The sequence below is a fragment of the Pseudomonas sp. PvP001 genome (assembly GCF_040546375.1).
Lineage (GTDB): Bacteria > Pseudomonadota > Gammaproteobacteria > Pseudomonadales > Pseudomonadaceae > Aquipseudomonas > Aquipseudomonas coleopterorum.
This window is the reverse complement of sequence record NZ_JBEPNQ010000001.1, coordinates 3,483,672-3,509,710: the sequence shown is the minus strand read 5'-3', so window position 1 is coordinate 3,509,710 and position 26,039 is coordinate 3,483,672. Positions and strand designations below refer to the sequence as shown.

Annotated in this window: 17 protein-coding genes and 3 pseudogenes; 3 read left to right on the top strand and 17 right to left on the bottom strand. The window is 63.4% G+C overall.

Annotated features, from left to right (window positions below):
• Positions 1–73: 73 nt before the first annotated feature.
• From prfB to ABMD26_RS16025, 9 genes and pseudogenes are all read right to left on the bottom strand, one after another.
• Positions 74–1,169 (bottom strand): peptide chain release factor 2 gene (gene prfB, locus ABMD26_RS16065; RefSeq protein WP_122742474.1). Its coding sequence is split into 2 segments (ribosomal slippage): positions 74–1,096 and positions 1,098–1,169, totalling 1,095 coding nucleotides; the frame shifts between segments, so codons are not numbered across the junction.
• Between the two features lie 162 nt (positions 1,170–1,331).
• Positions 1,332–2,345 (bottom strand): diguanylate cyclase, encoded by a 1,014-nt coding sequence (locus tag ABMD26_RS16060; RefSeq protein WP_354310664.1) that lies wholly within the window; start codon positions 2,343–2,345, stop codon positions 1,332–1,334.
• A gap of 39 nt (positions 2,346–2,384) precedes the next feature.
• Positions 2,385–3,395: a chemotaxis response regulator protein-glutamate methylesterase gene (locus ABMD26_RS16055; protein WP_049861291.1), complete on the bottom strand. Its 1,011-nt coding sequence runs from the start codon at positions 3,393–3,395 to the stop codon at positions 2,385–2,387.
• A complete protein-coding gene (locus ABMD26_RS16050; RefSeq protein WP_354310662.1) occupies positions 3,392–5,710 on the bottom strand; it encodes a hybrid sensor histidine kinase/response regulator in 2,319 nt (772 codons plus the stop codon). The genes ABMD26_RS16055 and ABMD26_RS16050 overlap by 4 nt, the downstream gene beginning before the upstream one ends.
• A complete protein-coding gene (locus tag ABMD26_RS16045) occupies positions 5,707–6,384 on the bottom strand; it encodes a chemotaxis protein CheW (protein ID WP_122742476.1) in 678 nt (225 codons plus the stop codon). The genes ABMD26_RS16050 and ABMD26_RS16045 overlap by 4 nt, the downstream gene beginning before the upstream one ends.
• Positions 6,381–7,656 (bottom strand): annotated as a pseudogene (locus ABMD26_RS16040) (CheR family methyltransferase). The gene ABMD26_RS16045 and the pseudogene ABMD26_RS16040 overlap by 4 nt, the downstream one beginning before the upstream one ends.
• Positions 7,653–8,162, bottom strand: a complete 510-nt coding sequence (locus ABMD26_RS16035; RefSeq protein ID WP_240050161.1) for a chemotaxis protein CheW — start codon at positions 8,160–8,162, stop codon at positions 7,653–7,655. The pseudogene ABMD26_RS16040 and the gene ABMD26_RS16035 overlap by 4 nt, the downstream one beginning before the upstream one ends.
• 8 nt (positions 8,163–8,170) lie before the next feature.
• Positions 8,171–9,793, bottom strand: coding sequence for a methyl-accepting chemotaxis protein (locus tag ABMD26_RS16030; RefSeq protein ID WP_049861332.1), 1,623 nt, complete (start codon positions 9,791–9,793; stop codon positions 8,171–8,173).
• Positions 9,794–9,997: 204 nt separating this feature from the next.
• Positions 9,998–10,753, bottom strand: a complete 756-nt coding sequence (locus ABMD26_RS16025; protein ID WP_354310658.1) for a tellurite resistance TerB family protein — start codon at positions 10,751–10,753, stop codon at positions 9,998–10,000.
• A 290-nt stretch (positions 10,754–11,043) separates the two neighbouring features.
• On the opposite strand from ABMD26_RS16025, the gene ABMD26_RS16020 reads away from it, so the two are divergent.
• The gene (locus ABMD26_RS16020) at positions 11,044–12,657 is read left to right on the top strand and encodes a glucan biosynthesis protein D (protein ID WP_354310656.1); all 1,614 of its coding nucleotides are present in this window, start codon (positions 11,044–11,046) and stop codon (positions 12,655–12,657) included.
• Positions 12,658–12,733: 76 nt separating this feature from the next.
• Here ABMD26_RS16020 and ABMD26_RS16015 read toward each other — a convergent pair whose 3' ends face one another.
• From ABMD26_RS16015 to ABMD26_RS16005, 3 genes are all read right to left on the bottom strand, one after another.
• Positions 12,734–13,840 (bottom strand): NADH:flavin oxidoreductase/NADH oxidase, encoded by a 1,107-nt coding sequence (locus ABMD26_RS16015; RefSeq protein WP_134723624.1) that lies wholly within the window; start codon positions 13,838–13,840, stop codon positions 12,734–12,736.
• A gap of 121 nt (positions 13,841–13,961) precedes the next feature.
• On the bottom strand, positions 13,962–15,671 hold the full coding sequence (recJ, locus tag ABMD26_RS16010; RefSeq protein WP_134723625.1) for a single-stranded-DNA-specific exonuclease RecJ: 1,710 nt from the start codon (positions 15,669–15,671) through the stop codon (positions 13,962–13,964).
• A 56-nt stretch (positions 15,672–15,727) separates the two neighbouring features.
• Positions 15,728–16,267 (bottom strand): YaeQ family protein, encoded by a 540-nt coding sequence (locus ABMD26_RS16005; protein ID WP_049861282.1) that lies wholly within the window; start codon positions 16,265–16,267, stop codon positions 15,728–15,730.
• Positions 16,268–16,705: 438 nt separating this feature from the next.
• On the opposite strand from ABMD26_RS16005, the gene ABMD26_RS16000 reads away from it, so the two are divergent.
• The gene (locus ABMD26_RS16000) at positions 16,706–17,359 is read left to right on the top strand and encodes a hypothetical protein (RefSeq protein ID WP_354310652.1); all 654 of its coding nucleotides are present in this window, start codon (positions 16,706–16,708) and stop codon (positions 17,357–17,359) included.
• A 305-nt stretch (positions 17,360–17,664) separates the two neighbouring features.
• Here ABMD26_RS16000 and ABMD26_RS15995 read toward each other — a convergent pair whose 3' ends face one another.
• The gene (locus tag ABMD26_RS15995; RefSeq protein WP_134723627.1) at positions 17,665–17,955 is read right to left on the bottom strand and encodes a DUF3509 domain-containing protein; all 291 of its coding nucleotides are present in this window, start codon (positions 17,953–17,955) and stop codon (positions 17,665–17,667) included.
• 251 nt (positions 17,956–18,206) lie between these two features.
• Between ABMD26_RS15995 and ABMD26_RS15990 the strand changes: the two genes are divergently transcribed.
• Entirely contained in the window at positions 18,207–18,869 is a 663-nt protein-coding gene (locus ABMD26_RS15990) for a response regulator (RefSeq protein WP_240050162.1), read from the top strand.
• Positions 18,870–18,909: 40 nt separating this feature from the next.
• On the opposite strand, the gene ABMD26_RS15985 is transcribed toward ABMD26_RS15990, so the two are convergent.
• From ABMD26_RS15985 to ABMD26_RS15970, 4 genes and pseudogenes are all read right to left on the bottom strand, one after another.
• The gene (locus ABMD26_RS15985) at positions 18,910–19,377 is read right to left on the bottom strand and encodes a response regulator (RefSeq protein ID WP_122742483.1); all 468 of its coding nucleotides are present in this window, start codon (positions 19,375–19,377) and stop codon (positions 18,910–18,912) included.
• Between the two features lie 106 nt (positions 19,378–19,483).
• Positions 19,484–23,086: a transporter substrate-binding domain-containing protein gene (locus ABMD26_RS15980; protein WP_354310649.1), complete on the bottom strand. Its 3,603-nt coding sequence runs from the start codon at positions 23,084–23,086 to the stop codon at positions 19,484–19,486.
• Between the two features lie 134 nt (positions 23,087–23,220).
• Positions 23,221–24,631 (bottom strand): annotated as a pseudogene (gene thrC, locus ABMD26_RS15975) (threonine synthase).
• Between the two features lie 25 nt (positions 24,632–24,656).
• Positions 24,657–25,962 (bottom strand): annotated as a pseudogene (locus tag ABMD26_RS15970) (homoserine dehydrogenase).
• Between the last annotated feature and the right edge of the window lie 77 nt (positions 25,963–26,039).

The following is a 26,039-nucleotide window of genomic DNA, read 5'->3' as shown; positions in this document are numbered from 1 at the left end:
TACGTCGCCGGGATCGCGGGCAGGCCAGCCGTGGCAGGCCGACGCATTGGGCGCGTCGACCAGCCCGGCGGTGTTACAGCCCTTGTTTCAAGCTGGCTTCGAGGTATTCGTCGATGTCGCCGTCGAGCACCTTGTCACAGTCGCTGCGTTCGATGTTGGTGCGCAGATCCTTGATCCGCGAGGCATCGAGCACATAGGAGCGAATCTGGTGACCCCAGCCGATGTCCGACTTGCTGTCTTCCATCGCCTGCGAGGCGGCGTTGCGCTTCTGCACTTCCTGTTCGTACAGGCGTGCACGCAACATCTTCATCGCCGTGTCCTTGTTGGCATGCTGCGAACGTTCGTTCTGGCAGCTGACCACGGTGTTGGTCGGTACGTGGGTGATACGTACCGCCGAATCGGTGGTGTTGACGTGCTGACCACCGGCACCGGAAGAACGGTAGGTGTCGATGCGCAGATCGGCCGGGTTGATGTCGATCTCGATGTTGTCATCGATTTCCGGCGAGACGAACACCGCCGAGAACGAGGTATGGCGACGGTTGCCGGAGTCGAACGGGCTTTTGCGCACCAGACGGTGCACGCCGATCTCGGTACGCAGCCAACCGAAGGCGTACTCGCCCTTGATGTGCAGGGTCGCACCCTTGATACCGGCGACTTCACCGGCCGACAGTTCCATGATGGTGGTGTCGAAGCCGCGCTTGTCGGCCCAGCGCAGGTACATGCGCAGCAGGATGTTGGCCCAGTCCTGGGCTTCGGTACCGCCGGAACCGGCCTGGATGTCCAGGTAGGCGTTGTTGGCGTCCATTTCACCGCTGAACATGCGACGGAATTCCAGCTTCTCGAGCTGGGCGCGCAGGCGCTCGACCTCGGCGGACACGTCGTCGACGGCGCCCTGGTCTTCTTCTTCGGCGGCCATTTGCAGCAGGTCTTTGGCGTCGCTCAGGCCGGCGTTCATTTCATCGAGGGTGTCGACGATCTGCGCCAGCAGCGAACGCTCGCGACCCAGTTCCTGGGCGTAGGCAGGGTTGTTCCAGACAGCAGGATCTTCAAGCTCGCGATTGACTTCGGTCAGACGCTCATGCTTTTGATCGTAGTCAAAGATACCCCCGAATGGTTTCGGAGCGCTCGGACAGGTCCTTGATGCTGTTAAGGATCGGGTTGATTTCCATGGCGGGCAGCTCTCGTGCGTAACGTGTGAAAAGCCGGAGAGTATAACGCAGCCGGCCATGGACAGCAGCCCGTCGAGCTGGGGATGGGTGTTTTTTTTGGGTTGACCCGTCGGCCTATTCGCGGGCAAAGAGCTCGCGAAGAGGCCAACCGAAACCGACGCCCTACTCCTGCTCGCCCACCACTACCTGATTGCGCCCATTGTGCTTGGCGGTATACAGCCCCTTGTCCGCAGTCAGGATCAGTTCGCGGCAATGGCTGGACTGCTGCGGCGTCATGGTCGCCAGGCCGATGCTCACCGTCAGGCAGGCGTCGGCCTGGGGCGCGATGTGCGGGATGTTCAGGGCGGCGATGGTCTGGCGCAGCTTCTCGGCGACCAGCCGGGCACCGCCAGGTGAGGTGCCCGGCAGCACCAGGGCGAATTCTTCGCCGCCGTAGCGCGCCGGCAAGTCGCTGGAGCGGTTGCTGGAGTGGCGGATGGCATCGGCCACGCGGCGCAGGGCTTCGTCGCCCGCCAGATGGCCGAAGTTATCGTTGTAGGACTTGAAGTAGTCGACGTCGATCATCAGCAGCGACAGCTGGGTCTTGTCGCGCATCGCGCGACGCCATTCCAGCTCCAGGTACTCGTCGAAGTGGCGACGGTTGGACAGCGCGGTCAGGCCATCGGAGTTCATCAGCCGCTGCAGGACCAGATTGGTGTCCAGCAACTGCTGCTGGCTCACGCGCAGTGCGCGGTAGGCCTCGTCGCGTTGCAGGAGCGTCAGGTACGACTTGGAGTGGTAGCGAATGCGCGCCACCAGCTCAATGGTGTCGGGCAGCTTGACCAGGTAATCATTGGCGCCTGCGGCAAAGGCGGCGCTCTTGATCAGAGGGTCCTCTTTAGTCGACAGGACGATGATCGGAATGTCCTGGGTCGCCGGATGATTGCGATAGTCGCGCACCAGCGACAGGCCATCCAGGCCCGGCATGATCAGGTCCTGGAGGATGACGGTCGGCTTGATTCGCATGGCCTGATTGATGGCCTGCTGCGGATCGGCACAAAAGTGAAAGTCGATATTGGCTTCGTCGCTGAGACTGCGACGGATGGCTTCACCAATCATGGCCTGGTCGTCCACCAGAAGTACCATCGACTTGTTGTTGTCGTTGGATCTGAAGGCTTCGATCTGTAGATCAATCATGGGTTGTCACCTGGATACTGCCTGCGCCGTGGCTCGAGTTCATCGTGAAAATACGTCCATCAGTCGGGGTGCGATCCGCTCGAGCGGACGAATTTCAACAGCTGCATCAATGGCCGCCGCCGCTTTCGGCATTCCATAGACGGCGCTGCTGAGCTGGTCCTGGGCGATGGTCAGGTAACCGCGCTGACGCATCGACTTCAAGCCCTGCGCGCCGTCGCGGCCCATGCCGGTGAGCAACACGCCCACGGCGTCGCCGTTCCAGAATTGCGCCACACTACGGAAAAAAACATCTATGGAAGGCCGGTAGATCTCGTCCACCGGTTCTGCCGTGTAGGTTAAGGTACCATTTTTCAGCAGACGAATATGATGATTGGTGCCAGCGAGTAGCACAGTGCCAGCCTGAGGGGCCTCACCGTCCCTTGCCAGGCGCACCGGCAGGCCCGAGGCACTGCTCAGCCATTCGGCCATTCCGGCGGCGAACACCTGGTCCACATGCTGAACCAGAACGATGGCCGCCGGGTAATCGCGCGGCAATCCCTTGAGCAGGATTTCCAGCGCGGCGGGGCCGCCGGCCGACGAGCCGATGGCCACCAGCTTCTGTCGCATCCCGCTTGCGCGCGGCAGCGGCAACTCGCTGCGCACCGCCGGGCTGCGCTGCCCCACAAGCCAGCCGATGTTGAAGATCTTGCGCAACAGTGGCGCAGCAGCCTCGCGAGCGTCGCCCACACCCAGGGTTGGGGTATCGACCACATCCAGGGCACCGTGGCCCATGGCCTCGAAGACACGGTGAACGTTCTGCTGGCGGTCCACCGTGACGATGACGATGGCGCACGGGGTGTTGGCCATGATCTGCCGAGTGGCTTCCACACCGTCCATCACGGGCATGATCAGATCCATCAGGATCAGGTCCGGGGTCACGGTCTGGCAGCGCTCGACCGCTTCGCGACCGTTGCTGGCCACCCACACCACCTCGTGGGACGGCTCCAGCGCGATCGCCCGGCGCAACGCTTCCACGGCCATGGGCATGTCATTGACGATGGCAATCCTCATCCCCGCGCTCCTCCAATCAACTCAACCACCGCATCGAGCAAGGCATCATCGTGGAAACTGGCCTTGGCCAGGTAATAATCGGCACCGGCGTCGAGGCCGCGGCGGCGGTCCTCTTCGCGGTCCTTGTAGGAAACCACCATGACCGGCAACGACTGCAGGCGGCTGTCGCGGCGCAGCAGGGTCACCAGTTCGATGCCGTCCATGCGCGGCATGTCGATGTCGGTGATCAGCAGGTCGAAGTCTTCGCTGCGCAAGGCATTCCAGCCATCCATGCCGTCGACGGCCACGGCCACATCGTAGCCGCGATGGCTGAGCAGCTTGCGCTGAAGCTCGCGGACGGTCAGCGAGTCATCCACCACCAGCACCCGCTTGCGCGCCGCTTCGGCCTGCTGGCTGCGTTTGTCGATGCGCTCCAGGCGACCGGTATTGAGCAGTTTCTCCACCGAGCGGAACATGTCTTCGACATCGATGATCAGCACCACCGAACCGTCGTCGAGCAAGGCACCGGCGGAAATGTCCTGGACCTTGCCCAGCCGCGCGTCCAACGGCAGCACGACCAGCGTGCGCTCGCCGATGAAGCGTTCCACCGCCACGCCGTAGATCGCCTCGCGGTCGCGGATCACCACGACCTTGACGGTCGCTTCGTTGCCCTGACTGGGCGGCCGCTGCAACAGCTGACTGGCGGCCACCAGGCCGACATGACGGTCCTGAAACCAAAAGTGCTGGCGGCCTTCGAGCTGGATGATGTCCTCGGCCGGCAGGTCCATGGTGTGTTCGATGTGCGCCAGCGGAAACGCGTAGGCCTCGCCCCCCACTTCCACCGCCAGGCTGCGTACCACCGACAGGGTCAGCGGCACCTCGATGTGAAAACGGCTGCCCTGCCCCGGCACTTGGATGAGCTCGACCGAGCCACGCAGTTGGCGAATCAGGTGCAGCACCGCATCCAGCCCGACGCCTCGTCCCGACACCTCGGTGACCGTGTCGCGCATGCTGAAGCCGGGCAGGAACAGAAAGCTGAGCAGCTCCTCTTCACTGAGCTGCTCCACCGTATCAGCGGCCGACAAGCCGCGCTGGACAATGCTGCGGCGCAGCGCAGCCAGATCGACCCCACCGCCGTCGTCGCTCAGGTCCAGCACCAGCAAGCCTGCCTGGTGGGAGGCGCGCAGCAGCACTCGGCCTTCGCCAGGCTTGCCGGCCAGCAGGCGTTGCTCGGGGGTTTCGATACCGTGGTCGACGGCGTTGCGCAGCAGGTGGGTCAGCGGCGCTTCGAGTTTTTCCAGAACGTCGCGGTCGACCTGGGTCTTCTCGCCTTCGATGTCCAGCCGCACCTGCTTGCCCAGCGAGCGGCCCAGGTCGCGGACCATGCGTTCCTGACCACCCAGCATGTCGGCGAACGGGCGCATGCGACAGGCCAGTGCCGTGTCGTACAACAACTGCGCGCGCTGGCTGGCCTGCCAGCCGAAGTCATCCAGTTCCGCAGTCTGCTGCAGCAGCATCTGCTGGGTCTGATCCAGCAGCGACTGGGCCTGCGCCAAGGCGTCGCGCACCTCGGCGCTCTGCCCTTCGAGCTGCAACTGTTCGGCAAGGCCGCCGAGCGCACGGATGCTCTGCGCCTGCATGCGCTTGAGACGCTGCATGGTCAGCAGATAGGGCTTGAGCCGTTGGGTTTCTACCAGCGACTTGCTCGACAGGTCCAGCAGGCTGTTCAAACGTTCCGCCGTGACCCGCAATACCCGCTCGCCGGTGTCAGTGACCCGGCGTGCCCGGTTCGCCGGGAGTTCGGCCACGAAATCGTCCAAGGCGGGCGTTGCGTCTGCAAGTTCGCTGACTGAGGGCGGCTCGGGCGGGGTCTCCATGGGTAGCTCGGCCGGCGCAGGTGCAGCCGGTGGCACCGTGGGCGAGAGCTGCGCTGCGGCGGCGGCCAAGGGATCCATCACCGCCGCCATCTGCGCCACGTAGGCATCGATATCGTGCGTGCCGGGCGCGCCAGGACCGGGCGTGCCGATACGCATCAGCAAATCGGTGCCCAGCAGCAGCGCATCGATGTGCTCGGCCATCAGGTACACACGCCGCTCCTGGGCCGCTACCAGGCAATCTTCCATGACGTGGGCCACGCGCACTCCGGCGTCCAGGCCGACGATGCGCGCGGCGCCCTTGAGCGAGTGGGCCGCGCGCATGCACGCTTCCAGTTGATCGGCCTGGGTCGGGTTGCGCTCCAGGGCCAACAGCCCGGCATTGAGTACCTGGGTCTGGGCCTCGGCTTCCAGGCTGAACAGTTCCAGCAACGAGGCGTCGCGCATCTGCTCCGGGGTCATGTCAGGCTCCGGTTCATGGCCTGCAGCAGCGCCGTGTCGTCGAGCAGGCGCACGCTGCGCCCGCGAAATGGCAGAACGCCCTGAGTGAACCGTGCGCCCGCCTGGGTCGTGGCCGTGGAAGCCTGTTCGAGCTCGACCAGATCGATGCGATGGATACCGTCCACTTCCTCCACCGGCACCACCACCGAGCCGCCGTCTATGGCGATGATCAGCATACGCGGCATGACCCGCGCGGAGACGGCTGGGGTGGCGTGTTGGGTGTCGATGCCCAACAGCTCCTCCAACGCCAGGCACGGCACCAGCGCGCCGCGCACATTGGCGACGCCGCGCAACGCTCGCGAGCGCTGGTGCGGCAGCGAATGCACGGCCTGCACCGGCGCCACCTCCACCAGACAGCGGGTGGCCAGCGCCAGCCATTCATCGGCCAGGCGAAACAGGACCAGTGATTTGCTTTCGACCCTTCCTACCGCTTCGCTGTAATGCAGGGGCGCGTGCTGGCGATCCAAAGCGTAGCGGTCCAGCAGACGGACCGCTGCCGAGGCGTACACCGCGCAGTTGCGGCAATGGATGTGCTCTGCCAGCAGTGGGCAGGATTTGTCGCCATGAATGCCGATGCGGTTCCAGCAGTCATCGATCTGCTGGGCATCGATGTCGATCAGGTCCGGGGCCGTCATCGTTTATGCTCCTGCGCCTGCGGCCGGTCACTGCGCGCGGCACGCTCCTGCAGGCGCCGCGCACCGGCGATGTCGCCTTGGGCGGTGAGGAGCATGGCCAGGTGAGCCAGCGCCTCGGCATGCTGTGGATCGAGGTACAACGCCTTGCGGTAGTAACCTTGGGCCTGCAGCATCTGGCCGCCGACGTCACTGAGCAGGCCCAGCCAGTAGAACACCTGGGGATCGGGCCCATGGCTGCGCAGGTAGGCATCGCACGCCGCCTGGGCCTCGGTACTTTTACCTTCGTTGGCGAGCCTGGCGATCTGCGCAAGCAAGGCTGCGCCGTCGCTCGCCACCGTTTCGGCGGCGTTGGCCACCGGCAGCGCCAGCACTCGCGTGCGGGGACGCGCCGGCTGCCGACCAGGCTCGGGCAGCAGCTTGATCGGCATCTGCAACCGCGCCGGCGCAGGGGCCAAGGGCGTGGGCGCAGGCGCAACCTGACGATCGCGGACGAAGGCGAACGACTGCGCGATGCCGATCGGGCGCATACCCAAGCGCGCCAGCAGACTGCCCTCGGCCGGGCCGATGAACAGTGCACCGTCTTCGTGAGTCAGTTTCTTCAGCACTTCGAACACCTGCTGCTGGGTCGGCAGGTCGAAATAGATCAGCAGGTTGCGGCAGAACACGAAGTCATAGGCGCGCTCGCCGCCCAGCAACAGCGGATCGAGAATGTTGCCCACCTGAAGGCGTACTTGCGCGCGAACTTGTGGTGCGAGCAGGTAACCCTCGTCCGTCGGCGCAAAATGTCGATCACGAAATGTCAGCGGCGCTCCCGCGAAACGAATTGCGCCCATAGACCGCCCGTGTCGCCCGGCTCACCGAGAGTGGGCTGATGTCCACGCCGTCCACGCTGAACTGCTCCGGCGCCAGCCCGGCGTCGAGCAAGGCCATGGCGATCGAATAAGGCTCCTCGCCCGTCGAACAGGGCAGGCTGAGAATGCGCAGCGGCACGCCGGGCCGTTCGGCGAGGCGCGCCTTGGCGACCTTGCACAGCGCGGCGAAGGATTCGGGGTAGCGCATGAACCAGGTTTCCGGAACGATGACCGCCTCGATCAACGCCTGCTGCTCCGCTGCCGAGCCCTGCAACAGCGTCCAGTAGGCATCCAGGTTCGGGGCATGCGCGGCTTGGCTGCGCTGCGCGACCGCGCGCTCGATCAACGCCGGACCTACCGACGCCACATCCAGACCGATGCGGTCACGCAGAAAACGCACGAAGCGCTGGTCGTCACTCATCGCGCGCCCTCCTCCACGACCGAGGCCGCCAACTGCGGGGCAAAGAGCAGTTCGCGCACGGCCGGTTCGAGCAGATCCTGCACGCGCAACCACTGCAACAGCCCTTGACTGTCTTCGCGTACCGGCCCCAGGTAGGGCGTGGCACGGTTATGCACACCATTGGGTTTGAAGTCGTGTGGATCGCAGCGCAGCGTTTCGCTGGCGAATTCGACGATCAGCCCCAGACGAGCCTGCGGACCGGCCTGGTCATTCGGGTAGTGCACCAGCACCAGACGCGTACTGGTACGGCGCACCGCCGCGACGCCGAAGCTCAACGCGCTGACGTCCAGCACCGGCACCACACGACCGCGATGGGCGAATACACCGGCCACCCACGCCGGCGCCTGCGGGACCGGCTTGAGCGGCAGCAACGGCAGAACCTCCGCCACTTCCAGCGCATCCAGCGCGAAGCGCTCCTGTGCGATGCGGAACAGCAGGAACAGCTTGTTGCGCGCGGCGATCGGCATCGCGCCCATCAGACTTTGAAGCGCGAGACGCCGCCGCGCAGTCCGGTGGCGACCTGGCTCAGCTCGTCGATGGCGAAGCTGGCCTGACGCAGCGATTCCACCGTCTGACTGCTGGCATCGCCCAACTGCGCCAACGCATGGTTGATCTGTTCGGCACCGGTGGCCTGCGCCTGCATGCCCTCGTTGACCATCAGCACGCGCGGCGCCAAGGCCTGCACCTGGCCGATGATCTGCGACAGCTGATCGCCGACCTGCTGCACCTCGAACATGCCGCGGCGCACCTCCTCGGAAAACTTGTCCATGCCCATGACCCCGGCCGAGACGGCCGACTGGATTTCGCGCACCATCTGTTCGATGTCATAGGTGGCCACGGCGGTCTGGTCGGCGAGACGGCGTACTTCGGTGGCGACCACCGCAAAGCCGCGACCGTACTCGCCGGCCTTCTCGGCCTCGATGGCGGCGTTGAGCGACAGCAGGTTGGTCTGGTCCGCCACCTTGACGATGGTCACTACCACCTGGTTGATGTTGCCGGCCTTCTCGTTGAGGATCGCCAGCTTGGCGTTGACCAGCTCCGCAGCGCCCATGACCTGATGCATGGTTTCTTCCATGCGCGCCAGACCCTGCTGACCGGAGCCGGCCAGGGAGGACGCCTGGTCGGCTGCCGAAGTGACCTCACCCATGGTCCGCACCAGATCGCGCGAGGTGGCGGCGATCTCTCGCGAAGTGGCGCCGATTTCGGTGGTCGTTGCGGCGGTTTCGGTCGCCGTGGCCTGTTGCTGCTTGGACGTTGCGGCGATTTCGGTCACCGAGGTGGTGACCTGCACCGACGATCGCTGCGCCTGGGCCACCAGCGCGGTGAGCTCGGTCATCATGTCGTTGAAGCCCAGTTCGACCTCGTTGAATTCGTCCTTGCGCGCCAGGCTCAGGCGAGTGCTCAGGTCGCCGTTGCGCATGACCTCCAGGATCCGCACGATCTTCTGCATGGGCGCCATGATGGTACGCAGCAGCCACAGCCCGCAGACACCGGCGACGATGATTGCCACCAGAAGCGAGATCACCAGGCTGACCTTGGCCGCGGCCACCGAGGAGTCGATGGCCGAAGTGGCCTTCTCGGCCCCCTCGCGATTGCGATCGATCAAGGTGTTGAGTTGCTTGCGACCGGCGACCCAGGCTGGCGTCAGGTCGTCGATGGCCATCTGTTGGGCTTCGCTGAACTTGCGCAGGCGATAGGCTTCCAGCACGTCAGCCAGGGTCTTTTCATAGGTCACGCGCATCCGCGCGAATTCTTCGAAAGCGGCCTGGTCTTCGCTGTCCTGGACGGTGCTGCGGTAATTGGCCATCTGCTGAGTCAGGCGCTCGGCGAAGCTCTTGTACTGGTCCTCGTCGGCCGTGATCAGCTCGCGCTGATAGCTCAGGCCCACCAGCTGCTGGGTATAGACGTAGCTGTCGACCCAAGCACTGCGGATCATGGAGCTGAATACCACGCCCGGCACACTGTCGGTGCGCACCTTGGTTTCGTTGGTCTCGATGGTCTGCAGACGTGAATAGGACACCACGACCATCAACAGCATGATTGCGATGACAACGGCGAAACTCGCCAGGATGCGGTGGCGCAAGGACCAGTTCTTCACAGTCAACCCTCGAAAATTCCTACAGCACAAACGAAAAATCGCCTGAGTATAGCCCTACCTCAGGCGATTTCGCGCTGTTGCTCAACTTTCGTTCATCAGCGAGGGTAATGCCAGTTGCCGCGTGATCAATGCATGACTATTGCCGACCGACGTCGCGATCGACGGATGAACGGTGACGCCCTCCGTTCAACCTGTCTATTCACCTTACACGACCTCGGCTTCGGCCTGACGAACCTGCTTTTCCAGTTCCAGCTTCAGCGCAGGGTCGAGGGACAGCTGCTTGGCCAGTTCGTCCAGGTAGGCCCGCTCCATGAAGTGCTCCTGATCCACCATCATGACGCTGGCGATGTACATCTCGGCGGCAATCTCCGGGGTCTTGGCAGCGCGCGCCACATCCACCGGGTCCAGCGGCTTGTTCAATTCGGCGTGTAGCCACTGCTGCAGCTCGTTGTCCGAATCCAGACGGGTGAACTCGCCTTCGATCAGTTCACGTTCGCGTTCGTCCACATGGCCGTCGGACTTGGCTGCCGCAACCAGCGCCTTGAGGATGGCCTGGCTGTGTTCCTCGACCTGCTGGGGCGGCACCCGGTCGACCGTCTGTGGCTCGCCACGTGGCGCGCTCTGCTGCTGGGCCTGCCAGTTGCCATAGGCCTTGTAGGCAATGACGCCCAACGCTGCCAGGCCACCATAGGCCAACGCCTTGCCGCCGTACTTGCGTGCGCTCTTGTTGCCGAGCAACAGGCCCATGGCGCCACCGGTCAGCGCGCCCTTGCCGCCGGACAACAGGCCACCCAACGCGCTGCCCGCGCCGCCTTTGCCGGAAAGCAGACCGCCGAGTGCACCGGCGACACCACCGGCACCACCGGCGCCACCCAGGGGTGAAGAGCCACCGCCGCTTTTGTTCTTCAGCAGCTCCTGGCCGGATTTGAACAACTGGTCGAGCAAGCCACGCGTGTTCATTTTTTGGTCTCGTCAATGGGAGAAACGTTTGACGAGAGTAAGGGCATTCCGTTGCTTGGCTCGAATGGTGATTTGCTTCGGGATGTTGCGCAAATGCTTGACCACAACGGTCAATCGGGGGGGCGACGGGGACATATCCGGAAAACTTTTTTACAGGAGTTTGCGAACACATCGGTCATTCCGGTATCTGTGTACAGTTCGCTGCGTTTGGACAAGGCAGGCCCAAACCTTCCCATTTGAGCCTCGCAGGTCGCTTGGAGCGACCGAGGTTGATTCAGAACAGGTTAGCTATGCACCGCAGACACCTTCTGAAAGCGTCGATGGCCCTCGCGGCCTATACCGGACTGTCCGGCACCGGGCTGTTCGCCGCCCAGGCCCTGGCCGCCACCGCCGATGGCGAAGCCGAGCCGTTCAGCTTCGACATGCTCAAGGCTCAGGCCAAGAGCCTGGCCGCACAGGCCTATGTCAGCAACAAGCAGACCCTGCCACCGACCCTGGCAAACATGACGCCACAGCAATTCAATGCGATTGGCTACGACGCCAACCATTCGTTGTGGAACGACCTCAATGGCCAGCTGGACGTGCAGTTCTTCCACGTCGGCATGGGCTTCCGCACCCCGGTGCGCATGTACAGCGTCGATGCCGATCGCAAGCAGGCGCGCGAAGTGCATTTCCATCCGCCGCTGTTCAACTACCAGAACACCACGGTCGACACCTCGCAGCTCAAGGGCGACCTGGGCTTCGCCGGCTTCAAACTGTTCAAGGCGCCCAACCTCGAACGCCATGACGTGGTGTCCTTCCTCGGCGCCAGCTACTTTCGCGCCGTCGATGCCACCGGCCAGTACGGTCTGTCCGCGCGCGGCCTGGCGATCGACACCTATGCCAAGAAACAGGAAGAATTTCCCGACTTCACCAAGTTCTGGTTCGAAACGCCAAGCAAAGACAGCACCCGCTTCGTGGTCTACGCCCTGCTCGACTCACCGAGTGCCACCGGCGCCTATCGCTTCGACATCGATTGCCAGGCAGAGCGCGTGGTCATGGACATCGATGCGCACATCAACGCGCGTCAGGACATCGAGCAGCTGGGAGTGGCACCGATGACCAGCATGTTCAGCTGCGGCAACCACGAGCGGCGCATGTGCGACACCATCCATCCACAGATCCACGATTCGGATCGCCTGGCCATGTGGCGCGGCAATGGCGAATGGATCTGCCGACCGCTGAACAACCCGGACCGCGTGCGTTTCAACGCTTTTGCCGATGTCGATCCAAAAGGCTTCGGCCTGATCCAGACCGACCACAACTTCAGCAGCTATCAGGATACGGTCGATTGGTACCACAAGCGTCCGAGCCTGTGGGTCGAGCCGACCACCGCCTGGGGCGAAGGCGCCATCGATCTGGTGGAGCTGCCGACCACCGGTGAAACCATGGACAACATCGTCGCCTTCTGGACACCCAAGAATCCGGTCAAGGCCGGCAACTCCCTGAATTTCGGCTACAAGCTGTACTGGAGCGCCCTGGCACCGGTCGGCACGCCCCTTGCGCGTGTCGCGGCAACGCGCTCCGGGATGGGTGGTTTCACCGAAGGCTGGGCGCCGGGCGAGCATTACCCCAACGTCTGGGCACGACGGTTCGCCGTGGACTTCACCGGTGGCGGGCTGGAATCGCTGAAAACGCCGATCGAACCCATCATCACGGCCTCGGGCGGCAAGGTGCAGGACATTCAGGTATTGGAGTTGCCGGACATCAAGGGCTTCCGCGTGCTGTTCGACTGGTACCCTACCAGCGACAGCGTCGATCCGGTGGACATGCGCCTGTTCATCAAGACCCAGGGGCGCACGTTGAGCGAAACCTGGCTCTACCAGTACTTCCCTCCGGCTCCGGAAAAGCGCAAGTACGTCTGATGGACTGAAGCGGCATGGCCTCTTCGCCCCATGATTCCAAGGGCGAAGATGCCATCATTGAAACGCCCGACGACGATCAGTCGCGCAGATCCGATTCCAGGATCGGCTGATCGCGGTGGGTGGCGCGCTGGTACTGGGCTGGCCAGGTGGCCAGGCGACCGCCCAGGTCTTCGTCGGCGTGCAGGGGCCAGTACGGATCGCGCAGCAGTTCACGCGCAAGCAGGATGATGTCAGCCTGACCGGTACGCAGAATGTGCTCGGCCTGAGCCGGGTCGGTGATCATGCCCACGGTGCCCGTGGCAAGATCCGCCTCCTTGCGGACCCGCTCGGCAAAGCGCGTCTGATAGCCTGGTCCGGTTGGAATCTCGGCATTGGCCGAGCTGCCGCCCGACGATACGTCGATCAGGTCCACGCCCAGCGCCTTCAAGCGCTTGGCCAACTCCACGGTTTCGTCCGGGTTCCAGCCGTCTTCGACCCAGTCGGTCGCGGATACGCGGACGAACACGGGCAATTCCGCCGGCCACACATCTCGAATCGCCTGAGTGACCTCCAGGGTCAGACGAATTCGGTTTTCGAAACTACCCCCATACTGATCCTGACGCTGATTGCTGAGCGGCGACAGGAACTGGTGCAGCAGATAGCCGTGGGCCGCATGGACCTCGACCACCTTGAAGTTGGCGGTCAATGCGCGCTTGGTGGCGGCGACGAACGCCTGGACGATGTCCTTGATGGCGGCTTCGTCCAGCGCAGTAGGTGCGGTGTGCTGTGGGTCGAAGGCGATCCGCGAGGGCCCGACGGGCAACCAGCCACCTTCATTGACCGGCACACTGCCATGCTTGCCCAACCAGGGTCGCCAGGTACTGGCCTTGCGCCCGGCGTGGGCCAGTTGGATCGCCGGCACCGCGCCCTGTGAGGTGATGAAGCGGGTGATGCGCTGCAGTGGTTCGATCTGCTCGTCGTTCCACAGACCGAGGTCTTCCGGTGTGATGCGACCATCGGCCGTCACGGCGGTGGCTTCGGTGAAGACCAGACCGGCACCGCCGCTGGCACGACTGCCCAGGTGCACCAGATGCCAGTCGTTGGCCAGGCCATCGACGCTGGAGTACTGGCACATCGGTGAAACCGCGATGCGGTTGCGCAGGGTCAGCTGGCGGAGGGTATAGGGTTCGAGCAGCATGCTCATCGGGCACCTCGGTTGGCAGTTCCACGTGTGACGAGAGGCCGTCGGCCGACAGCCGTGGCGGACGTACCATCTCGCTCTTGAAGACCAGTCGACAACCCGCCGGCGACCGTGGTTCCGCCTGTCAGCGCGGCTCGATGTGGGTAATGAGCAATTGCACCGTCTCGCGTCCGCGAAACTCGTTGAGGTCCAGCTTGTAGGCCAGCTGCACCCAGCGTACCGACGGATCGGGCCATACCTCACGGTCGACGCCGAAGGCGATACCGTCCAGGCTGACACTGCCGCACTCGGTCTTGAGCGTGACCTTGAGGTGACGCTCGCCGACCACGCGCTGTTCCACCAGCTGAAACACGCCATGGAACATCGGCTCGGGAAAATGCTGCCCCCAGGGCCCGGCATTGCGCAGGGCGCGCGCCAGCTCCAGGTGAAACTCCTCGACGCCCAAAGTGCCGTCGGACAGCAGGCGTCCGGTCAGGTCTTCCTCGCACAGCTGGCTGCGCACCTGGGCATCGAACGCTTCGCAGAACGCCGGGAAGTTTTCCTGCGGCAGTGTCAGTCCCGCCGCCATGGCATGCCCACCGAACTTGCTGATCAACTGCGGATGACTGGCCGCCACGGCATCCAGTGCGTCGCGAATGTGAAAGCCCTGCACCGAACGCGCCGAGCCCTTGAGCAAACCGTCGCCCGCATCGGCGAAGGCAATGGTCGGCCGGTGGTAGCGCTCCTTGAGGCGCGAGGCAAGGATGCCGATCACACCCTGGTGCCACTGCGCGTCGAACAGGCACAGGCCGAACGGCATGGATTCCACCGCTAGGTCCTTGAGCTGGGCCAGGGCTTCGCGCTGCATGCCCTGCTCGATCGACTTGCGGTCCTGGTTCAACCCATCGAGCTGCGAGGCGATCGCCTGGGCGCTGGGCAGATCGGTGCTCAACAGGCACTCGATGCCCAGGCTCATGTCGTCCAGGCGCCCGGCGGCATTGAGGCGCGGCCCGAGGATGAAGCCCAGATCGGTAGAGGTGATCCGCGCAGCCTCGCGGCGTGCCACCTCCAGAATCGCCGTGATACCGGGCCGGGCCCGACCCGCACGAATTCGCTCCAGCCCCTGATGCACCAGAATGCGGTTGTTGGCATCCAGCGGCACGACGTCCGCCACGCTGCCCAGCGCTACCAGATCGAGGAGTTCGCCGATGTTGGGTTGCGCCAGCTGGGCATAGCGGCCCAACTCACGCAGCCGTGCGCGCAGGGCCATCAGCACGTAGAAAATCACGCCGACCCCGGCCAGGTTCTTGCTCGGAAACTCGCAGCCCGGCTGATTGGGGTTGACGATGGCATCCGCAGCCGGCAACTCGTGCCCCGGCAGGTGATGGTCGGTCACCAGCACCTGCAGCCCGGCAGCCTTGGCCGCAGCCACGCCCTCGACGCTGGAAATACCGTTGTCGACCGTCACCAGCAACTGTGGCTCGCGCTGCAAGGCAACTTCGACGATCTCGGGGGTCAGGCCGTAGCCGTACTCGAAACGATTGGGCACCAGGTAATCGACATGGGCAGCGCCCAATAGGCGCAGACCCAGCACCCCCACCGCGCTGGCCGTCGCACCGTCGGCATCGAAGTCGCCGACGATGAGAATGCGCTGGCGTTGGTCGATGGCCGTCACCAGCAGCTCGACGGCGGCCTCGATACCCTTGAGCCGCTGGAAGGGAATCAGGCGCGCCAGGCTCTTGTCCAGCTCCTGCGCACTCGATACGCCACGCGCCGCGTACAGGCGATTGAGCAGGGGCGGCATATCGCCGAGGAAGGGCAGGATCTGGGGCAACTGACGGGGTTCGATGCGCATGGTGCCTGGGGCGGTTCTCACTGCAAGACAAAAGAGGAAAGGTGAAACCGGGCGGCCTAGCGCTCGCCCAACAGCCACTCGAGCTGGACTTCGTGCTGACCGCGGTCATCGGTGACGAACACCGTGCCCTCGCTGATCATGACGTCCCACTTGATGACCCGCGGCATGTCCTTGGCCAGGGTCTCGAGCACTTCCTGAGGCACCGCGGCGATGTTGACGTTCTTCAGGTTCTTGACCGCATCGACCACCTTGGTCTGCCACACGCGCAGGCTGCCGTAGGCCAGCAGGCTGGTACGCTCGGTGCGACGTGAACACCAGGTGAGCCGTTCGGCATCGGGCAGACCGACTTCGATCCAATGCAGGATCCGCCCGTCCAGACTCTTTTCCCACAGCGCAGCTTCATCGACATCCGACAAACCGCGGCCGAAAGACAGATGCTCGTTGTACCACAGGGCATACGCCAGCAGGCGCACGGCCATCCGCTCTTCGGTTTCGGAGGGGTGGCGGGCGATGGTCTGCTTGACGCTCTCGTAAACGCTGCGGTCGAGATCGGTGAGGTTCAGTTCGAATTTATACGTGGTCGACGGCTGGGCCATTAGGCAGGCTTCTTGGGAACGGGAAAAGGTCGACAGTCTACCCGATGCGGCCTTGATCAACGACCTCCATGGGCCACTACGGCGCCACAGTGCGTTTTGATCATGAGCCTGGGTGTGCAAAGATGGTGCGGTGTTTCAAAAACGGACACCCCCGCCCCACTCCCTGCGCAAGGACTGCCATGGACTTATGCCCCAGAATCCTGCCAACCGGCAGCCTTCTCCTGTCACTGGTGCTGTGCGCCTGCCTGCTCACCGCCCCTCATGCACAGGGCCGGGAAACCATCACCTGGCTGCTCCGCGACCTGGCGCCGCTGATCATTGCCAGAGGCCCGGACCGCAACCGCGGCGCTGTCGACCAAACCCTGCCACTGCTGCGCGCAGCCTTGCCGGACTATGACCACAGCGTGCTCAGGGTCAACCGCGCGCGCGGCTTCGCAGATGCTCGCCGAACCAGGCCTTTATTGCGACCCCGCGCTGCTCTGGACGGCCCAACGCGCGCAGACGATCTTTTACTCCGTGCCCAGCATGAACGTGCTGAGCAGCGCACTGATCATGCAGCGCAGCGATCTACCGCTCATTGCCCGGTTCATGGAGGACAGCAAGGTCGACCTGAGCGCCCTTCTGCGCAGCAATACCATCGCCTTGGGCACCATCGCCGGACGCAGCTATGGCCGCGTCGTCGATTCCATCCTGGCTGAAGCCAAAGGTAGCCAGATTCTTGCCCACCATGGCAACGACGCCATGGGCAGCTTGCTGCGCATGGAAAGACTGGGAAGGATCAAAGCTCTGCTGGGTTACTGGCTGGAGGCTCGCTATCAGGCGCGTCAGGAAGGCCTGGATCCGGAGCAACTGGTGCAGGTCCCGATCAAGGGTGCGGCAAGCACACAGATCGTGCACGTTGGCTGCTCCGATAGCCCCGTCGGGCGTCGCGTGGTGGACGCATTGAACCCGGTGTTGCTGGAGCTGCGCAACAATCAGCTGGCGCAGCTCTATGCACAATGGCTGGCGCCCCATGAACAACCCGGTTATCTGCGCGAAACCCAGGCGTTATTCAACACAGGTGGCAACGAAACTTACTGCAACCAGCGCTGACTGGGGGTATGGGCTCCAGAGCATTCGCCGAAGCGCGTGCAGCCTTCCCGGTAAACGCACCCACTTCCCCTGTGGGAGCAGGCTCTGCCCGCGAAGGCCTATGGAAACGCACTCCCCCCGCCAAACACTGTGGGAGCGGGCTCTGCCCGCGAAGGCCTATGGAAACGCACTCCCCCCGCCAAACACTGTGGGAGCGGGTTCTGCCCGCGAAGGCCTATGGAAACGCACTCCCCCCCGCCAAACACTGTGGGAGCGGGCTCTGCCCGCGAAGGCCTCACCGCGCAGATAGAGACAGGCCGCTCAACTCAAGCCAGCGCGTGGTTGAAACCGGCACTTTGCGAAACGTTGCGCAACGCCGCGATCATCGACGGCTCCAATCGCCCTTCGGCCACCAGCAGATCACGGTGCAATCCGTCCACGACATCGGTAAATGAACGCAAATCTTCGAATTGGCTACGGTTGACCGAACGCTTGGTCACCACGCTTCCAGCCGCGCTCATTACCACGACCTGGCAATTGCCAAGGCTATCCAGCCCTTCGAGAGTCACGCGATACGGCGTCAGGGCTTCATTGAGCAACAGGCTGATATTCTTCATCGCATCACCACTCGTCTGTTCGAATTCTTAAGGTGCATGACACTGACCCTTCCCCAGCGAAAAAAGTTCTGGGCCTGTCATGTCAGACTGTTACCGACGGTGCCTGCGGAATATGACATTACAGACGTAGGACTTTTCTGATTGTGTGGTTTGGTGGCTACAAGGCCAGAAATGGACTACAAAACAGATCAGGAATAGACCACGGCTGTGCCAGAATTCACCGCCTGATTCGCCCGTCACCGGAGCCCGCCTTGACCGACCCACTGATCGCCCCCCTGCGGATCGTGCTGGCCGATGATCACCCGATCTTTCGTATCGGCCTGCGTGCCGTGCTGGAACGCGACCCTGGCTTGCGCGTGGTGGCCGAAGCCGCATCGCCCAAGGAGCTGACCCGCTGCCTTGGCGAAACCGAATGCGGCCTGCTGATCACCGACTTCATGATGCCGTCTCAGGACCAGAGCGATGGCCTGCGGCTGATCGGGTATGTCCGTCGGCACTGGCCGAAACTGCCGATACTGGTGGTGACCATGCTCACCAATCCAGGCCTGTTACGGGCGATCCTGAACCTGGGGGTGGCCGGCCTGTTGGGCAAGGCCAGCCTCGTCAACGAGTTGCCGGCAGCAATCGCCAGCCTCAAGCGCAACAAGCCGTTCGTGGCGCAATCGATAAGAAGCATCCTGGCAGCGCCGGGTGATAATCCCGCCAGCCAGATCACTGGCCATGTCGACCTGTCACCACGTGAGATGGAAATCACGCGGTTATTGGCTCAAGGCCTCTCGGTCAACGAAATCGCCGTCCAGCTCAATCGGAGCAAGCAGACGATCAGTGCGCAGAAGGTCAGCGCCATGCGCAAGCTGGGCGTGAGCAACGATGCCGCGTTGTATATCTACCTGCAGGCCCACGGATTGAAATGAACATGATCGAGGCAGACCTGCATCACGCCAGCTTGGGCCGTCAGGGGCGCAAGGGCAAAGGCCAGGCGCCCTCGTAGTGACTGATCTCATGGACCTCAGGCAGGGGCAGAAAGGCCTGAACGTCCATTCGGCGCTGGTAATCCTGCAGCAACCCATGCACCGCAACAGACGACACCGGCGTGTACAGCACTCCCAGCAGGGGCAACCTGTGCTGCCGGGCCAGTGCTGCCAACGGCTCGACCGGCTGCGAGCCATTGCTGTAGAGGATCAGTGCCCGCGCCAGCCCGGTCGCGGCCAGATGTCGAATCAGCTCGTCCATGTCCAGGCCGGCCATGGTCACCTCGCAGATGACCACGTCCGCGCCATGACGCTTTTCCAGCGAGAGACACGCGGCATTGAAGCTTTGCGCGGTCAGGACATCGAACACGCCACACGCATTGAGCACCTGATGCATGGCGATCAACTGGTACGGAATGTCTTCCAGCACCAGAACTCTGAGCGAACGCATGAATGAAAACCTCGAAGGAGCGCATCGAGTTGCGCATTGCCTGGCACTTTAAAGAGCAAGCGGGACGCTTGGGATAGGACAAGTCCTAAATTTCCGGGGAATTTTCTCAGCTGTGCGCCATTGCCGTTGCCAGCCGGCCAATCTCGCGGTGGAGCTCGGCACTCTTGACGCGCAACCGTTGCTCATCGTCCGACTGACAGCACGCATCCACTTCGGCGAGCGCGTGCGCCAGAGGCGCCGCGTCGATCAGACAGGCAATGCCTTGGAGCCGGTGAAGCACTTCGCGCAGGCGCACCCAATCCAGGCTCTCGACGGCCTCTGTCAGCGCCTGGGTCTCGTCCTCCAGATTGCGGGAGAATTCATCGAGCATTCGCCGCATGACCCTTTCATTGGCTTGAGTCAGACGCTGCAGCGCCGGCATGGAGAATGCCGGCCCCTGCTGCAGATCGGCAATGATCTGCGCCAGCTTGTCCAGCGCTATGGGCTTGACCAACAGTTCATCCATACCCGCTTCGGCACAGCGCAACCGCTCATCCTGCATGGCATTGGCCGTGCAGCCGATGACCATGACCGGGGGCGCACCGGAGGCCGCTTCCTGCTGGCGGATGGCTTGACACAAGGCATGGCCATTCATGCCTGGCATGTTGCAGTCGGTAAGCACCAGATCGAAATGCCCGGCCTGCCAGGCCGCCAGGGCCATCAAACCGTCGCTGGCGTCTTGTACCCGATGCCCGAGGAATTGCAGCTGCTGGTTCAACACCATCCGATTGGCCGACAGGTCATCCACGACCAGTATGTCCAGCGCAGCGGTTTCGGGCCGCGATTGCACGATCGGCAGTGCCTCCTCGGACGCTGCATCGTGCCGTACATCGATCTGTACTTCGACTCGCGTTCCTACACCTTCGGTACTGTGAAGGTTGATCGTCCCGCCCATCAGTTCGACCAATTGCTTGCAGATGGTCAGCCCCAGGCCGGTGCCGACGGACTCCTGCTGCACGTCCACTCCTGCCTGAACGAACGGCTTGAACAGCCGGGCCTGTTGCGCCGGGGTGATACCCGCGCCGGTGTCGCTGACGACGATGGTCATCCGCCACTGACCTGGGTTGATCGGTTGTGCACCGACTGCAAGGCTCACGCTGCCCTGGCGGGTGAACTTCAGCGCATTGCCGAGCAGATTGTGCACCACCTGCCGCAGCCGCAACGGATCGAACCAGAATGTGCCGACCATGGACGGTGCGATGTCGAGATCGAGCACAATCCCCTTGCGCTGGGCCTGGGCCGAGAACAGGCTGAGCATGCCTTCGAAGAACGGCCTCACTTCGGTCACCTGCTCGGCCAGTTGCAGGCTGCCCGACTCGATCTTCGCCAGATCCAGGCTATCGCCGATCAGGGCAATGAGCTCCTGGGCCGAACGCCACGCCACCTCGAGCGCCTCGGACACCGGTTGCTCGTCACGCTTGCGCCGTTCGCGCTCCAACTCTAGCAGGCCGATGATGGCTGCCATGGGCGTACGGATCTCGTGGCTCATGGTCGCCAGAAAAGCGCTCTTGGCCTGATTGGCCTGTTCGGCGCTGTGCCGAGCCTCCACCAGTTGATCTTCGAGACGCTTGCGCTCGGAAATGTCGATCCAGCCGCCCAGCAATCCCTGGAGCTGGCCTTCGGCATTGTAGAACGGCACGATCCATTGCCAGGCATGAACCTTGCGGCCATGCATCTGAATCTGCCGATCGGCGGACACCGGCTGCTGGTCGTCCAGCAACTTGAGGTAGTCACGATGCATCTGCTCGGCCTCGTCCGCGTTGACCACGGCGACCTCCTGCAACGTACGGCCCTTGATGTCATGCAGGCGCGTGGCAAAGCTCTGCTCATAGCTCTTGTTGCAGGACAACAGCCGTGCCTGCAGGTCGCGGACATAGATGGGGCTGGGAATGCCATCGAGCAATGCATGCTGGAAGGCGAGTTGATCGTTGAGCGCGTGCTCGGCCTCGAGTCGCTGACGGATCTGAGCCTTGAGTCGGCCACTCCACAACAGCGAAACGGCACCCAGCACCAAGGCCACTGCCAAAACCCAATAGACCCAAGTGGCGATGCGTTGCCACATGGGCTCCGGTGGCACCACCGCACCCAGCCACTTCAGGCGTGCTGCGCGCAACTCCGCCACCGGATACGCTTCCAGCGCCTTGTTGATGATGGCCGTCAGCTCGGGCTCGGCGGCGCGAATGGCGAAACGATCGGGCGACCATTCGCCATCCACGTTGCGCCCGACCTTGAGCACACCCGGCGGATAACGCCCCACTGCCCGATAGGCCCCGACCTCACTGTCGATGGTGGCATCCGCCTCGCCGCTGGCGACCATCTCGCGCGCCTTGTCATAGGTGCTGACCAACGCCAGCTTGATGTGCGGGTATTGGGTGCGGATCGCACTTTCCAGCGCGTGCTCGGCCGGAATCGCCAGCACCTTGCCGGCGAGCTCGTCCAGATGGCCGATGGGCAGATCCTCGGCGCGAACGATGAACACCCAGCCCTGACCGCCGAAGGAATGACTGAAGCTGAGGAACGCCTTGCGTTCCGGGGTTTCCGAGAGCGTGGTGTTCATGTCGGCCTGGCCGTGCTTGAGCATGTCCAGGCTCTGGGCCATGGAACTGGAAGGCAGGTAGACGAACTGCAGTCCCGTCATGTGCGAAACCGTCGCCAACACCTCACTGTTGAGCCCTACCCAGTTTCCCTGCCGGTCTCTGTAAAGGTACGGCGGATATTGGGTCGCAACCACGCGGACCTGGCGGTTCCGGGCGATCCAGGCTTGCTCGGCGGGTTCCAGCGGGACCCGGTGGTGACCGATTTCAGAGCCGAGCCCGGTGGTCCAGCGGGTCAGGATCTCGCGGCGCAGGCCGTCGTCGATGCTGGCCAGGGCCCGTTCGACCATCTGTCCAAGCAGGGGGTCGGCCTGGCGACTGGCAAAGGTGTAACCCACCGGTGGCAGGCTGCTGGGGCCAACGATGTCCAGATCGAGATAGGGACGCAGCGCATTGTAGGCACGTACGATGACCTCGTTGCTGATCATGGCGTCGACATCGCCCTGATGCAGCGCCTGCAGGCCGCTGCTCAGGCTGGGCGCCATGACGATGCGGCTGTCCGGATACACCCGCTGCACCGTGGCATCGTCGGCATAGCCATCCACGAGAGCGACCTTTTCACCGGCCAGGTCGGTTTCCCGCTTGCTGCCTGCACGACGCACGATGACGCCATGGTCGGGCATGTACTCTTTGGAGAAAGCCAGGCCGGCGATGGCCTGCTCGAACCCATTGGCACTGGTCAGCAGGTCGATTTCGCCATCCTTGAGCGCTTGCACCGCTTCGCTGCGCTGGGCGAAGCCCAGTACTCGCAGCTCGACCCCCAGGCGACTACCGATGAGACTGAGGTAATCGGCGCTCACACCTTGATAGCGGTTGCGTTCGCTGGTGATGTCGATGGGTTCATAGTCAGCCAGCGAAACCCCCACCCGCAGCGTACCGTGGCGCTGCAGCCATTGCTGTTCGTCACTGGAGAGCGGCAGTGGCGCAAGCTGGGCGAACGGTGCGACGAGCGCGAACGGCAGGCTCTGGGCAGCAACGGCCCAGCTGGGCGAGAGGATGCAGGCGCCAATCAACAACCTCGCCGCCCACGCCATCGCCCCTGCGCGCGTGAAAAACGAGGTCGGTGTGGGTCTCATGCCGTGCATCCTTGCCTGCGGGCCGAAAGGGCCTGGGAAAAAGTTGCATAAGCTTGGCACTGTAAAAAGCAGAAAGCCCGCATCGAGCGGGCTTTATGTGTTTCAGATCGCGTCAGACGCGCTGCTGCGTACCGTCAGAGCGGCTTGCCGCGGTTGCCGTGCTGACTGACGAAGGCTTGTACGGCCGACAGGTCGTTGGGCAATACGGTGCACTTCTCTTCGCGCTCGAACAGATCGACCAGATGCGGTGGCAGCTCCAGGGCCTTGCCCACGCCGGCCTTCTGCACCGCCTCGGGGAACTTGACCGGGTGCGCGGTACCGAGCACGACCATGGGCGTATCCAGGCTGCGTCGGCATTCGCGGGCCGCGCGCACGCCAATGGCCGTGTGCGGATCGAGGACTTCGCCGCACTCAGCGAACACCTGGGCGATGGTCTCGCAGGTCTGCTCGTCGCTGACAGCCAGCGAGTCGAACAGCTTGCGCGCCTCGGTCCAGCGCTCCTGCTCGACACTGAAGCCGCCACCCTGGCGGAAGTTGTCCATCAGGCCGGCAATGGCCGCGCCGTTGCGACCGTGCAGGTCGAACAGCAGGCGTTCGAAGTTCGAAGAAAACCATGATGTCCATGGACGGCGACAGCGTGGCGTGCAGGGTTTCCTTGACGTACTGGTTGCCGCTCATGAAGCGGTGCAGGATGTCGTTGCGGTTGGTGGCCACCACCAACTGGTTGATCGGCAGGCCCATGTTGCGTGCCAGATACCCAGCGAAGATGTCGCCGAAGTTGCCGGTCGGCACCGAGAACGCCACCGAACGGGCTGGCCCGCCCAGCTGCAGCGCGGCATGAAAGTAGTAGACGATCTGGGCCATGATCCGCGCCCAGTTGATCGAGTTCACCGCAACCAGCGGCGTGCCCTTGAGGAAGCTCTGGTCGGCGAAGCTGTTCTTGACCATTTCCTGGCAGTCGTCGAAGTTGCCCTCGATGGCGATGTTGTGCACGTTATCGCCGCCGATCGTGGTCATCTGCCGACGCTGCACCGCCGATACGCGTTCATGCGGGTGCAGGATGAAGATGTCGACGTTCTCGCAGTGCTTGCAGCCTTCGATCGCCGCCGAACCGGTATCGCCACTGGTGGCGCCGATGATCACCACGCGCTGGCCACGCTTGGCCAGCACGTAGTCGAGCAGACGACCCAGCAACTGCAGGGCAAAGTCCTTGAACGCCAGGGTCGGGCCGTGAAACAGCTCCATCACCCACTCGTTGCCGCCCAGCTGGCGCAAGGGGGCGATCGAGGCGTGGGCGAATACCCCGTAGGTGTCTTCGAGAATCTTCTTGAAATCGGCGTCCGGGATGCTGCCGGTGACGAACGGGCGCATCACTCGGAAGGCCAGCTCGTGGTAAGGCAGGCCTGCCCACGAGGCGATTTCTTCCTGGGTGAAACGCGGCAGATTTTCCGGCACGTACAGCCCGCCATCGCTGGCCAGGCCGGCGAGCAGGACCTCTTCGAAGTTCAGGGCCGGGGCCTGACCGCGAGTACTGATATAACGCATTGCGAATTCCTCTGGCAGCTGCCGCTTAGTTCAAGTGCTCGACACGGATGCGCACAACCGGCCCCGACCACGCCCTGCAAGGCTTCCAGCGCCTTGATGGCATCATTGATGTGCTGTTCGACGACGCGGTGGGTCAGCAGGATCATCGGCACCAGGCCGTCATGTTCCTCGACCTCTTTCTGCATGATCGACTCGATGTTGATGCCGCGCTCGGACAAGATGCTCGCCACCTGTGCCAGCACCCCCGGATGATCCTTGGCCTGGATGCGCAGGTAGTAGGCACTCTCGCACGCCTCGATCGGCAGAATCGGGTGGGCGGACAACGAGTCCGGCTGGAAGGCCAGGTGCGGGACACGATTCTCCGGGTCCGAGGTCATGGCACGAACCACGTCGACCAGGTCGGCGACCACGCTCGAAGCGGTGGGCTCCATGCCAGCACCGGCGCCGTAGAACAAGGTGGAGCCGGCTGCATCGCCATTGACCATCACCGCATTCATCACGCCGTTGACGTTGGCGATCAGGCGGTCGGCCGGGATCAGCGTCGGGTGGACGCGCAGTTCGATACCACGCTCGGTGCTGCGTGCCACGCCCAGGTGCTTGATGCGGTAGCCCAGGGCTTCGGCATAGTTGACGTCGGCCGTGGTCAGGCGGGTGATGCCTTCGGTGTAGGCCTTGTCGAACTGCAACGGGATGCCGAAGGCGATGGACGCCAGGATCGTCAGCTTGTGCGCGGCATCGATGCCTTCCACGTCGAAGGTCGGATCGGCTTCGGCATAGCCCAGTGCCTGTGCTTCGGCGAGAACGTCTTCGAAGGTGCGGCCCTTCTCGCGCATCTCGGTCAGGATGAAGTTGCCCGTGCCATTGATGATGCCCGCGACCCAGTTGATACGGTTGGCCGACAAGCCTTCGCGGATCGCCTTGATCACCGGGATGCCACCGGCAACCGCAGCTTCGAACGCGACGATCACGCCCTTCTCGCGCGCCTTGGCGAAGATCTCGTTGCCGTGCACGGCAATCAGCGCCTTGTTGGCGGTGACCACGTGCTTGCCGTTCTCGATGGCCTTGAGCACCAGTTCGCGCGCGACGGTGTAGCCACCGATCAGCTCGATGACGATATCGATCTCCGGGTTGCCGGCCACTGCGAAGACATCGTTGGTAATGGGGGTACCGGTAATCTGGCAGTTGGGGTTCGGCGAGCGCATCGCAATCTGCGCCACTTCAATACCGCGCCCGGCACGGCGGGCAATCTCCTCGGCGTTGCGCTGAAGTACGTTGAAGGTGCCGCCACCGACGGTACCTAACCCACAGATGCCTACTTTGACCGGTTTCACTCTGAACTCCCCATGAAACGACCGCCCAGATGACGGTCGTGATACTGGCCGCAGGCCCTAAGCCCGCGGCTATTGAT

Coding starts and splice junctions, on each gene's coding strand:
- ABMD26_RS16060 (WP_354310664.1), bottom strand. CDS start 2,345: ATGATTGATCTACAGATCGAAGCCTTCAGATCCAACGACAACAACAAG.
- ABMD26_RS16055 (WP_049861291.1), bottom strand. CDS start 3,395: ATGAGGATTGCCATCGTCAATGACATGCCCATGGCCGTGGAAGCGTTG.
- ABMD26_RS16050 (WP_354310662.1), bottom strand. CDS start 5,710: ATGACCCCGGAGCAGATGCGCGACGCCTCGTTGCTGGAACTGTTCAGC.
- ABMD26_RS16045 (WP_122742476.1), bottom strand. CDS start 6,384: ATGACGGCCCCGGACCTGATCGACATCGATGCCCAGCAGATCGATGAC.
- ABMD26_RS16035 (WP_240050161.1), bottom strand. CDS start 8,162: ATGCCGATCGCCGCGCGCAACAAGCTGTTCCTGCTGTTCCGCATCGCA.
- ABMD26_RS16025 (WP_354310658.1), bottom strand. CDS start 10,753: ATGAACACGCGTGGCTTGCTCGACCAGTTGTTCAAATCCGGCCAGGAG.
- ABMD26_RS16020 (WP_354310656.1), top strand. CDS start 11,044: ATGCACCGCAGACACCTTCTGAAAGCGTCGATGGCCCTCGCGGCCTAT.
- ABMD26_RS16015 (WP_134723624.1), bottom strand. CDS start 13,840: ATGAGCATGCTGCTCGAACCCTATACCCTCCGCCAGCTGACCCTGCGC.
- recJ (WP_134723625.1), bottom strand. CDS start 15,671: ATGCGCATCGAACCCCGTCAGTTGCCCCAGATCCTGCCCTTCCTCGGC.
- ABMD26_RS16005 (WP_049861282.1), bottom strand. CDS start 16,267: ATGGCCCAGCCGTCGACCACGTATAAATTCGAACTGAACCTCACCGAT.
- ABMD26_RS16000 (WP_354310652.1), top strand. CDS start 16,706: ATGCTCGCCGAACCAGGCCTTTATTGCGACCCCGCGCTGCTCTGGACG.
- ABMD26_RS15995 (WP_134723627.1), bottom strand. CDS start 17,955: ATGAAGAATATCAGCCTGTTGCTCAATGAAGCCCTGACGCCGTATCGC.
- ABMD26_RS15985 (WP_122742483.1), bottom strand. CDS start 19,377: ATGCGTTCGCTCAGAGTTCTGGTGCTGGAAGACATTCCGTACCAGTTG.
- ABMD26_RS15980 (WP_354310649.1), bottom strand. CDS start 23,086: ATGAGACCCACACCGACCTCGTTTTTCACGCGCGCAGGGGCGATGGCG.